This is a genomic window from Micromonospora sp. LOL_024 (genome assembly GCF_048060415.1).
GTDB lineage: Bacteria > Actinomycetota > Actinomycetes > Mycobacteriales > Micromonosporaceae > Micromonospora.
Window position 1 is genome coordinate 1 of sequence record NZ_JBHMIS010000062.1, and the last position, 9440, is coordinate 9440.

The window sequence follows — 9440 nt, forward strand, 5'->3', positions numbered from 1 at the left end:
GCTCATCCCAGCACTACTCAAAGCAGTCAATTAGTGACTAACCGACTTTGCTTTGGCTCTGGCGGTCACCCTCTTCAGCAGAGCTGCCCATTGCGAACTCATCCACGGCGCCGAGCTGGTCTGGATCGATGGCGAGATCGGTGACTTTGAGAAGGAGCGGTCGTCTTGAAGACCGCCAGCGTTGCCAGGAGCCATGCCGCGCAGCCCCCGCCGGACAGCGAATTCCGTGCGACCGCGAGGGTTGTCCTGGACATCCATCGAGACGACGACGGCTTCTGTCTCGGCTGCTACGTCTACTTCCGCCAGCTCAAGCCTTTCCCGTGCGAGTACTACTTCTGGGTGGCACGAGTCCTCGCCACATATCCCAGCCCTGCACCCATTGCTGGCGGAACCCCTATTCAGGATCGTCGGTCCGAGTGCGCCCGGAGCGCCCCAGCCCTGCGGCTGGTGTCGACCACCTCTGCCACCGATGTGACGGTGGTCATGCGCCTGAGGTAACGCCCTCGATCTCCGCCGGTAGCGGCGACAGTTCCAGAGGCACGGAAGCCGAGCTCCATGGCCGGTCAGGGAGACCCGCGTAATTGAGAAGGAGGAACACATGGCAAGCGGAACGCTGGAGCCCAGCGCGACCGGCAGCGACGACGAGTTCGACCTCGAGGTCAGCCTGCTGGAGGTGGCCGACCTCGCCGGTCTGGTCAACCTGACCGACGACGGCTGCGGCAGTACCTGCACCGCGTGCACCACCAACGTCGCCTGATCAACGGGCTCTGCAAGGCCGGCCGGGTACCCCTGTCCCGCCGAGGTGATCATGTGCGCTCCGTTCAGTCCCCCGCCTACCGGTCAATGAGCACGCACTTGTCCGCGCCGTCGCCCACCCGGCGGTCGACCTGCCCCCGTGGCCAGACCTGACCGCATCTCGCCCCACCTTCTGCCGTCCTGGGTCGGCTGGCTACGGCAGGCCTGGGCCATCGAGGCTGTGGCCGAGGCGGTCACGCTCTCGAGCGCGGTGCTCACGGAGAAGGTCAGCAAGCTCTGTGCGGGTGAGGCTGCCTCGGTACGCGAGACGCGGCGGACGGTTCACGCCGTCGCCCAGTACGTGCAGCGTCTCCTGGGTCGACCCACGCCGTTCGGACTGCTCGCTGGCGTGGCACCCGCCGTATTCGGCTCGAAGGCGCCAACCCGCTGGGGCAAAACCCATCAGGCGATCGCCCGGGCAGGCGCCGGCTGGCTGACCGACGTGATCACCCATCTCGAACGCTGCCCGAAGCTGGTCTCCCGCGGCGGCACCACAGTCGGTCCCCCAGGCCGCTGTTCGGCGATGCCGTCCGTCTCGCCCATCCCGGTGGCGATTGGACAGCCCTCCGCGCGGTCGCCGGCGGTGCTGCCATCGTCGACGCCTGGAATAGCCGGGACGTGGCCCTCACCGCCTACCGGAGCCACCTGCCCGGCCCGCACACCGAAGGCATCGACCACGACGACGTCCTCGGCTCTCATGCACGCGCACTACATCCGGGCGGTCAGCATCGACTTCGACGACCGGACCAGTGCCGCTACCTCGCCCGAGCCGCCGCCCTGGCCTACTTCGCACGGAGCCGATCATGAGCCCGGGGTACGAGAGCCACGAGCTTGCCGTTGCGGTCGCCGACCTACTTGCCGATCCCGGCTATCCCAGCCTGCCGATCCACCAACCCTGGTGGCGGCAGTCGCTCGCCCTCGGCGTACCGGGCATCGCGCTGCTGCAGGTGGAGCTGGCAGCGGCGGGGCTAAGAACGTGGCAACACGCCCATCTCTGGCTCACGGCCGCTACCAGCGGCCCGGTAACGGCGGGCGCCGACAGCCACCCCTTCCACGGCGCACCCGCGTTTGCGCACGTCCTGGCATCCGTGGCCAGCCACACCGGTTTGTCGAGTTCGCCAGCGACTACTACGAGTTCGAGATGGACCAGGCGGCAGTCGAGCACGTCGTCGCTTACCGGCCACTGACGCGTACGTCTATCAAGGACCAGGGCCACGCCCTGGGATGCCCCCGCGCATGATTCGGATGGTCGCTTGGGACGGTGAAATGCCGTCGCGCTGGAGGATTCGCCATAGTGCATCTTGTCGATATGCCTTACGGTGCTGATCGTGAAGTTGCGCCGGGTAACCGTTGCGGGACTGGTTGCTGCCGGCGTTGCCGCGGTGACGCTGATGATCGGCCTGGTGACTAACGCCGCCTCCAATGAGCAGCGGTGGCCCGGCTGGTTGTCTCTTGTGCAGCGGCACCCGTGGCAGTCGTTCCTGTTGCTTGCGGTCGTTGCCGTGGTCCTCGCCGCATTGCTGCCCGGCCTGACCGACCCCGGCCAGGTCGGCATGCGGAAGGCCGATGATGAGCCCACGCCCTCGGTGGGGTCAGCTGCTGTCTTGCGTACCCTGCCGCGCGATGTCGCCGGCTTCACCAACCGGCGGGACGAGATCGAGCAGATCCTGAACGACGCGTCGAAGGATCAGTTGATCATTCCCGTCCGGACCATCGACGGCATGGCTGGCGTCGGCAAGACCGCCTTCGCCATCCACGTCGGCCATCTGCTTGCACCGAAGTTCCCGGATGGTCAGCTGTTCCTGAACCTCAATGGGCATACGCCTGGACGCGAACCGGTCCGGCCGGCTGAGGCCCTCGCGTCGCTGCTGCTCGCCGACGGCGTCGCCCCACAGAAGATCCCGAACAGCGACGATCAGTGGGCGATGACCGAGGCTCGAGCCGCATTGTGGCGCACCCGGGTCGCTGATCGGCGGATGCTGCTCATCCTCGATAACGCCGCCACGTACGCGCAGGTGGAGCAGCTGCTGCCGGGCGCGGCCGGCAGCCTCGTGTTGGTCACCAGCCGTCGTCGGCTAGCCGCACCAGACGCGACGAGTCTGCAGATGGGCGCACTGTCTGCGACGGACGCCGCCGCATTGTTCATGCGTCTGGCCGGTCGTGGCCAGCTCAGCATGGAGTCGGTCGGTGAGCTCGTCGCTGTCTGCGGTCACCTAACGTTGGCGGTTGCCCTGCTTGCGGCGAGGCTACGGCACCACCCGTCCTGGAGCGTCGAGGATCTCAAGGATCGCCTGCTCTCGACGCAGCACCGCCTGTCGGAGATGCAGGCGGGCGAGCGCGCCGTCGCAGCCGCCTTCGACCTGTCGTACGAGGATCTGCCAGTTGAACGTCAGCAGTTCTTCCGTCGACTGAGCCGGTTCCCAGGGCTCGACGTCGATGAAGAGGCCGCCGCGGCGCTGGCTTCGGTCTCCCGGGAGGTGGCGCGGTCCGAGCTTGAGGCGCTGTACGGGGATCACCTGCTGGATGAAACCGAGCACGGACGGTACCGCTTCCATGACCTGGTCAGGGACTATGGACGCAGCCTCGGAGAAGATAGGCAGGGCGGGACCATGTCGATCGAGAATCTCGCGGGACACTACCTGGAGACCATTGGTGCGGCGAATACCCACATCAACCGTGGAGCCACGGCCACCACGACCCGATTCGACTCGCTGACCGCGGCTTCCGCGTGGCTTGACCTTCAGCGCGCGAACGTCCTCGCCTGCGTCGAGGAGTGCGTGCGTCGCGAGCGGCATGCCCTGGTCGTGGGACTCGCCGCCGTGATGGCGCCGTACCTGCGCCAGGCGGGCCCGTGGGACCAGGCCGCCGATCTGCACCGGACCGCGATCGTGGCGGCGCGCCGTACGGATGACCGGAAGGCCGAGGCCGACGCGTTGGCGAATCTCGGTATGGTGTCCCGCCTCATGGCCCGGTACCGGGCGGCGGTGGAGACGCTTGACGAGTCGCTCGTGATCTACCGAGCTCTCGGCGATCTGCATGGGCAGGCGTCGGTACTCAACCAGCTCGGCATCGTGCATTACCTGACCGCAAAGTACGACAAGGCGGCCCGAGCCCAGACGGAGGCGTTGAGTATCTGCCGGGAGACCGGTGACATGCTCGGCCAGGCGAACGCACTTGCCGACCTGGGCATGGTGCGCCGCATGACCGGTGACCTGGGGCCTTCCGCCGAAGCTTCGACGGAAGCGCTGGAGATCTACCGACAGCTCGGTGATCGTTTCGGCGAGGCCAACGCGCTCCGCGACCTCGGACTGGTCCGCTCCCTGACGGGCGACTACGCCGAGGCCGAGCACAACGCCCGCGAGGCGCTGGCCATCTACACCAGGATCGGCGATCCGGTGCACCAGGCGTACGCGCTCAACGAGCTGGGCGTCGCCCGTCGCCTAAAGGGAGACCTCGACGGCGCGACCGAATCGCACGAACAGGCACTGGCCAAGTACGCCGAACTCGGTGACCGATTCGGCGAGGCCAACGCCATCCGGCATCTCGGGGTGCTGCACCGTCTCCGGGGGGACCAGGCAACGGCGGTCGAGGCCCAAGAGCGGGCTGTGACCATCTACGCCGAGTTGGAGAGTCGGGGTGGGTTGGCCGCCGCCACGGCCGAGCTGGGCGTCCTGCGTCGTCTCGAGGGCAACCTCGTCGGTGCCAGGAGCGGACTGGACAGCGCTGCGGCTTGGTACGCCGAACTCGGTGACCGTACTGGTCAACTCGAAGTGCACAACCACATCGGCGCGTTGCACCTCGACGCCGGTGAACTCGACCGGGCGAATGACCGATATGAGCTCGCACTGTCCCTCGCCCGCGAACTGGACGTGCCGCTGCAGGAGGCCCATGCGCTGGACGGCCTCGCGCGCTGTGAACTTGCTCTGGGGCGACCTGAGCGAGCGGCCGACCTCCGCAGCGCCGCCCAGATGCTCCACGAACGGCTCGGAAATCGGCATACGTAACTTCACTCCGTCCCGGTATCGTCACCCTAAGACATGAAGGAGGCGACCATGCAGCAGTCGAAGACGTCGAACGTGCCGCCCGTGCTGGCGACGGTGGTCAAGAGGGTCCACGCCCGGATAGCGGCCGAGCAGGTCAAGCCCGAGGCCGTTCGAGCCGCGCACGCCGCATCGATTCCCGCGCAATCCTGAGCAGTCGCGGAGCACGGGCATGCCACCACTGCGGACCTTCATCCTCAAGGTGGTTAACCGCTGCAACATCAACTGCGACTATTGCTATGTCTTCAACGGGCCAGACCAGTCCTGGCGTGGGCTGCCCGTACGGATGAGCGTCGAGGTGGCCCACGCTGTCGCGCGGCGAATCGCCGAGCACTCCACCGCCCACGACCTCGACCACGTGGACGTCGTGCTACATGGTGGCGAGCCCTTGCTCGCCGGACCGCGCCACATCGGCGCCATCCTGCAGATCCTTCACGACCGAGTACCGTCCGTCCGCTTCGAGTTGCAGACCAACGGCATGCTGCTCGGCGAACCCTGGCTGGACCTCTTCGATCGGTTCGACGTCCGGGTCGGCGTAAGCATCGACGGCCGGCCCGAGGCGAATGACCGCCATCGTGTCAGCCACCGCGGTCGGTCGACGTCGTACGCGGCGGTCCGCGGTATCGAATTGCTCCGGAACCGGCCCCACCTGTTTGCCGGCGTCCTGGCTGTGGTCGACCTCCACAACGATCCAGCTGACGTTCACGACTATCTCGCGTCACTCGGGCCAGCAGTCATTGACTTCAACCTGCCTCACGCCACGCACGACGCCCCACCGGAGCGCACCAATCCCGCTGAGCCGGAGTATGGCCGCTGGCTGAGTCGCGTCTACGACGCATGGACCGATGCGGACTCCTACACGCACTCAGTGCGCATTCTCGAAGACATCGTGGCCCTCAGCCTCGGTGCGAAAGGCTCCGTCGAATCGCTCGGACTCGCACCGGCCGACATCGTCGTGGTCGAGTCCGACGGCTCGATCGAGAACGTCGACACACTCAAAGCTGCAACCCCGGGCGCCGCAAGCCTCGGCCTTGACGTCTTCGACCACACCTTCGACGATGTGGCGAACCACCCGGCGATCCAGCGACGGCAGGTCGGAGTGGCGGCCCTGGCAGAAGAGTGCCAGGGCTGCCCACTGGTGTCAGTCTGCGGCGGTGGGTATCTGCCGCATCGGCTAAGCGCTCAGCGCGGATACCGCAACCCGTCCGTCTACTGTCAGGACCTCGCCCACCTCATCCGGCACGTCCAAGCCACGCTTCCGTCCTGAAGGAGCAGCACAGTGCAGCACCTCGTCGTCCGCCACGCCGAGCCCAGCGATGCCAAGACCGTCGCCGCGATGATCGAGGAGATCGAGCGGTACTACGGCGCCACGTCGATCCAGCCGTTCGATGAACGACTGACACAGGTCGAAGCCGCCCTGTTCGGGACACCACCCCTGGCATACTGCGTGCTCGCACTTAGCGGCGACGACGGGCTGGGGTTGGCGGCGTACTCCTTCTTATGGCCGGCGGCCGGATCGACGCACTCGCTGTTCGTCAAGGAGCTGTACGTGCGACCGGACGGACGGCGGCTGGGCACAGGAACGCGGCTCATGCGGGAGATGCAGGCAATTGCGGCCGCCGCGCCGGGGTGCAGTCGAGTCGAGTGGATGACCGACCGGGACAACGACGGCGCGCGCGCCTTCTACCGACGACTCGGATTCGAGGAATTAGAGGGGAAGGTGAACTACCGCGTCGGGTGCGACACTCCGGAGCCACTCGGCTGAATCGCAACCTCGAACATTCGAGGGTATCCACTTTAAACCAGGTTCTCGAATGCGGCCTGCCCGGGCCAGTGCTGCGGTAGGTGCAGCTGGATGGTGCGGGCCCGGTGTGCGAGGCGGGCGGCGGGCGGCGACGCTGATGAGCCGGGTCCGGATGGTCGCGGTCCGGGCGGACTTCCATGTGCCGGCGGCGAGGCGCCCGGCGGCGCGGGTGAGGTTGTGGGCGATGGCGGCGCAGGATCGGGCGGTGGTGACCGTTTCGGCGATCATGCTGGCCGCGCCGCCGGTGTCCCGGCCAGATCGTCGATCTGCTGCAGCATGCTCCGGAGCCGCTCGATCTCGCGTACCAGGGCCGTCTCGTTCGCGCAGTTCGAGTACGTCGAGCTGCCGCAGCGGCACGGTAGCCATGTCGGTGCCGGGCTCGTTGGCGGTGGCCAGGGCGGCAATCTGTCCAGGTCGGCAGTCTCGCCGCTGAACGCCTGCTCGGCTCGGCGGGGGGCGGGGTGGGATGCGAGCGTGGACCGCAGTGCCGGCGACTGTTGGTGGCGTGCAGGTTGCGCCAGCCTTCCTGCCAGACCGAGCTGCGACTCTCCCACCGCTTGTTCTGGCCGGTCAGTGCGAGCCGGCTGGGACGCTACCGACGTTCTCCTCGCGGCGATGGTCGGTTGCTATCGTCATCGCATGGTTGCGGGGAGTAGGGCGAGCAAACGACGGCCGCGCAGGGCAATGTCCTCTGAGGAGCAAGCACAGGCTGCGCGTGATGTCCAGGGTGCGGTCTCCGACTTACAGGAGGTTGCCTACGCCAACCTGCGGAAGGCGGTAGCCAACGTAGCGATCTTCTTCGGTTTCGTCGGCGTCTTCGCCCTGGTCGCTGGCGTCGTCGACGGTCTGCGCCTGATTCCGATCACGGTCCTCGTCCTCGCCGGCGTGGGCGGCGTGTCTTATTACCCGGCCCGGCGGCACGAGCAGGTCGGCCTGCGGATTCTCCTGTTGTCCAGCACGCTCGTGGTGATCGGGCTCGCCGGGCTCGTCCTCGTGGCATCGGTTCTGGAGAAATGACCTTATCCGTCGAGCCGGCCGCGTTGCTGAGTTACGCGCGGCAGGTGGACCGGGCCAGCGCCGACTCCACCGCGATCGCCGGCTACCTGCGCACCCACGCGCAGGACGCGACCGGCGGGGAGTTGATCGCCCTTGCCGCTGACAAGCACCGGCATGCGGTTGCCGTCATCTCCGGTACCCTGCAACGCCTCACCACCGTGCTGGACACGTCCGGACCGGAACTGGTCGCCGTCGCCACCTACTACCGGCAAACCGACCTCACGATTGCGGCCAACCTCGATGGTGTCCTGCCGGATACCCCTCCGTGTCAGCCCCTCACTGCGGTGGAGAAGGAGCTTGCGACGCTCGTCTGTCCCCCACCGCCCTTCACCGATGTGCGGGACGCCACCAGTCGACTCACCCCACCTCCGCAACCGGACACCCCACCCAACGCGCTGGGCTGGATGGATTACCTCAGCCCCACCTCATGGGCCATGAAGGGCTTCGACATCGTCTTGGGCTTCAATCCCATCTCATGGCTCCAAGAGCGCATGTTCGGCAACTGGGAAGCCCTCGCCACCATGCAACCCGTCCTGGCCAACATCGGCTCCGCACTACACGACCTGGCCCTCAACACCCAAACCGGCGCGAGCAGTCTGCGCCAGACGTGGCAGGGCCAAGCAGGAGACGCCGCCCACCAGCACTTCACCCAACTCGCCGGTGCGGTAGCCGAACTGCGTGGCCCGCTGGACAAAATCGGCCACGAATACAAGGTCATCGCCGACTCCGTATGGTCGATCAACGAAGCACTCGGCGGTGTCATTAAAGGGCTCATCGATGCTGCCATCATCACCGGCATCGCTGCCGCAGCAGGCACGGCCACCGCCGCGACAGGCGTCGGTGCCGTCGTCGGCTACGGCGTGGCCGCAGCAGAAATCGCCTACATGCTCAAGCTGTGGGGCCAAGCCACACAGCTGTACCAGCACGCCACCGCCGCCGTCCTCGCGTTCCGCTCCGCCCTCACATACCGACTCGGTGACCTCGAAGCCGTCACGCTCCCCGCCCTCCCCGGCAACAGCGGATACGACCACCCGCTGGTAACGACCGGAGCCGCACGATGAGCGACCTCGCCGACATCGCCGGCGATGACCCCCGCCGCCTACACGCGCTTCGCGACAGCCTCCACCAGCTCGCAGACAGCCCGCACCGCGAACTCCGCGAACTGGCCCGTGCCGTCCTCGACGGCGAAATCACGCTACGAGCAGCCGTACTCAGCAGCGCCTACGCGCCCGCACTCGGCGAGGCCTTCGACAGGTTCTGGTCTCACTACCAGCAGCTCACCCCGGAAGAACGGCAAGAACTCGCCGCCACTGCATACGACGACAACCCCCAGACCAGTAGCTGAGATTCCCGCGCGGTTGCGTCCATGGGAGTGGTGTAGGACTTGCCCGTGATGAGCGTGTTGCGTAGATGAGAGACGGCCACGGCCCGATCCTTCGAGACGGCAAAGTCGAACGAAGTAGAGTGATGCGCGATGGCCGCATCTGAGAGTGCGAACCCCGTTGAGCTGCTGTGCGAGCAGATCGCGGGCGCGTCGCTTGATGTGTTGCAGGCGATGATCAAGTGTTCGCGCAGGCGGTGATGTCCGCCGAAGCCGACGCGATCTGCGGCGCCGCGTATAGGCAGCGCAGCGATGAACGAGTCAACTCCCGTAATGGATACCGAGCCCGAGAGTGGGACACCCGGCAGGGTCTTTGCGTTGTCGATGTGCGGGGCTGTGAGCTGGGCTGACGTGTCGATTGGGG

10 protein-coding genes and 2 pseudogenes are annotated in these 9440 nt (G+C 66.8%); 11 read left to right on the top strand and 1 reads right to left on the bottom strand.

The window, feature by feature from the left end:
- The first annotated feature begins 598 nt into the window (after positions 1-598).
- Both ACFHWY_RS26935 and ACFHWY_RS26940 read left to right on the top strand, forming a co-directional pair.
- Entirely contained in the window at positions 599-757 is a 159-nt protein-coding gene (locus tag ACFHWY_RS26935; protein ID WP_416583058.1) for an FxLD family lanthipeptide, read from the top strand.
- A gap of 249 nt (positions 758-1006) precedes the next feature.
- Positions 1007-1216: pseudogene (locus ACFHWY_RS26940) on the top strand (lantibiotic dehydratase); the annotation flags it as partial.
- Here the strand turns inward: ACFHWY_RS26940 and ACFHWY_RS26945 are convergent.
- The gene (locus tag ACFHWY_RS26945; RefSeq protein ID WP_416583066.1) at positions 1198-1494 is read right to left on the bottom strand and encodes a hypothetical protein; all 297 of its coding nucleotides are present in this window, start codon (positions 1492-1494) and stop codon (positions 1198-1200) included. The pseudogene ACFHWY_RS26940 and the gene ACFHWY_RS26945 sit on opposite strands and share 19 nt — an antisense overlap.
- Positions 1495-1598: 104 nt before the next feature.
- On the opposite strand from ACFHWY_RS26945, the gene ACFHWY_RS26950 reads away from it, so the two are divergent.
- From ACFHWY_RS26950 to ACFHWY_RS26990, 9 genes and pseudogenes are all read left to right on the top strand, one after another.
- Entirely contained in the window at positions 1599-1982 is a 384-nt protein-coding gene (locus tag ACFHWY_RS26950) for a hypothetical protein (RefSeq protein ID WP_416583067.1), read from the top strand.
- A gap of 141 nt (positions 1983-2123) precedes the next feature.
- Positions 2124-4799, top strand: a complete 2676-nt coding sequence (gene haaT, locus ACFHWY_RS26955; protein WP_416583059.1) for a cyclophane-containing RiPP biosynthesis TPR protein HaaT — start codon at positions 2124-2126, stop codon at positions 4797-4799.
- Between the two features lie 48 nt (positions 4800-4847).
- Positions 4848-4988: a hypothetical protein gene (locus tag ACFHWY_RS26960; protein WP_416583060.1), complete on the top strand. Its 141-nt coding sequence runs from the start codon at positions 4848-4850 to the stop codon at positions 4986-4988.
- Between the two features lie 19 nt (positions 4989-5007).
- Complete coding sequence (locus ACFHWY_RS26965; protein ID WP_416583061.1) at positions 5008-6102, top strand: FxsB family cyclophane-forming radical SAM/SPASM peptide maturase; 1095 nt, start codon at positions 5008-5010, stop codon at positions 6100-6102.
- A 12-nt stretch (positions 6103-6114) separates the two neighbouring features.
- Positions 6115-6600 carry a GNAT family N-acetyltransferase gene (locus tag ACFHWY_RS26970; protein WP_416583062.1) on the top strand — a complete coding sequence of 162 codons (486 nt, stop codon included), beginning with the start codon at positions 6115-6117 and terminating at the stop codon, positions 6598-6600.
- A gap of 678 nt (positions 6601-7278) precedes the next feature.
- The gene (locus ACFHWY_RS26975) at positions 7279-7656 is read left to right on the top strand and encodes a hypothetical protein (protein WP_416583063.1); all 378 of its coding nucleotides are present in this window, start codon (positions 7279-7281) and stop codon (positions 7654-7656) included.
- Positions 7653-8756 (top strand): WXG100 family type VII secretion target, encoded by a 1104-nt coding sequence (locus ACFHWY_RS26980; RefSeq protein ID WP_416583064.1) that lies wholly within the window; start codon positions 7653-7655, stop codon positions 8754-8756. The genes ACFHWY_RS26975 and ACFHWY_RS26980 overlap by 4 nt, the downstream gene beginning before the upstream one ends.
- Positions 8753-9040 (top strand): hypothetical protein, encoded by a 288-nt coding sequence (locus ACFHWY_RS26985; RefSeq protein ID WP_416583065.1) that lies wholly within the window; start codon positions 8753-8755, stop codon positions 9038-9040. The genes ACFHWY_RS26980 and ACFHWY_RS26985 overlap by 4 nt, the downstream gene beginning before the upstream one ends.
- A gap of 129 nt (positions 9041-9169) precedes the next feature.
- A pseudogene (locus ACFHWY_RS26990) lies at positions 9170-9387 on the top strand (transposase); the annotation flags it as partial.
- Between the last annotated feature and the right edge of the window lie 53 nt (positions 9388-9440).

What these genes read in the sequence shown, in the direction of transcription:
- ACFHWY_RS26935 (WP_416583058.1), top strand. Translation starts at nt 599, where the DNA reads ATGGCAAGCGGAACGCTGGAGCCCAGCGCGACCGGCAGCGACGACGAG.
- ACFHWY_RS26945 (WP_416583066.1), bottom strand. Translation starts at nt 1,494, where the DNA reads ATGAGAGCCGAGGACGTCGTCGTGGTCGATGCCTTCGGTGTGCGGGCC.
- ACFHWY_RS26950 (WP_416583067.1), top strand. Translation starts at nt 1,599, where the DNA reads ATGAGCCCGGGGTACGAGAGCCACGAGCTTGCCGTTGCGGTCGCCGAC.
- ACFHWY_RS26960 (WP_416583060.1), top strand. Translation starts at nt 4,848, where the DNA reads ATGCAGCAGTCGAAGACGTCGAACGTGCCGCCCGTGCTGGCGACGGTG.
- ACFHWY_RS26965 (WP_416583061.1), top strand. Translation starts at nt 5,008, where the DNA reads ATGCCACCACTGCGGACCTTCATCCTCAAGGTGGTTAACCGCTGCAAC.
- ACFHWY_RS26975 (WP_416583063.1), top strand. Translation starts at nt 7,279, where the DNA reads ATGGTTGCGGGGAGTAGGGCGAGCAAACGACGGCCGCGCAGGGCAATG.
- ACFHWY_RS26980 (WP_416583064.1), top strand. Translation starts at nt 7,653, where the DNA reads ATGACCTTATCCGTCGAGCCGGCCGCGTTGCTGAGTTACGCGCGGCAG.
- ACFHWY_RS26985 (WP_416583065.1), top strand. Translation starts at nt 8,753, where the DNA reads ATGAGCGACCTCGCCGACATCGCCGGCGATGACCCCCGCCGCCTACAC.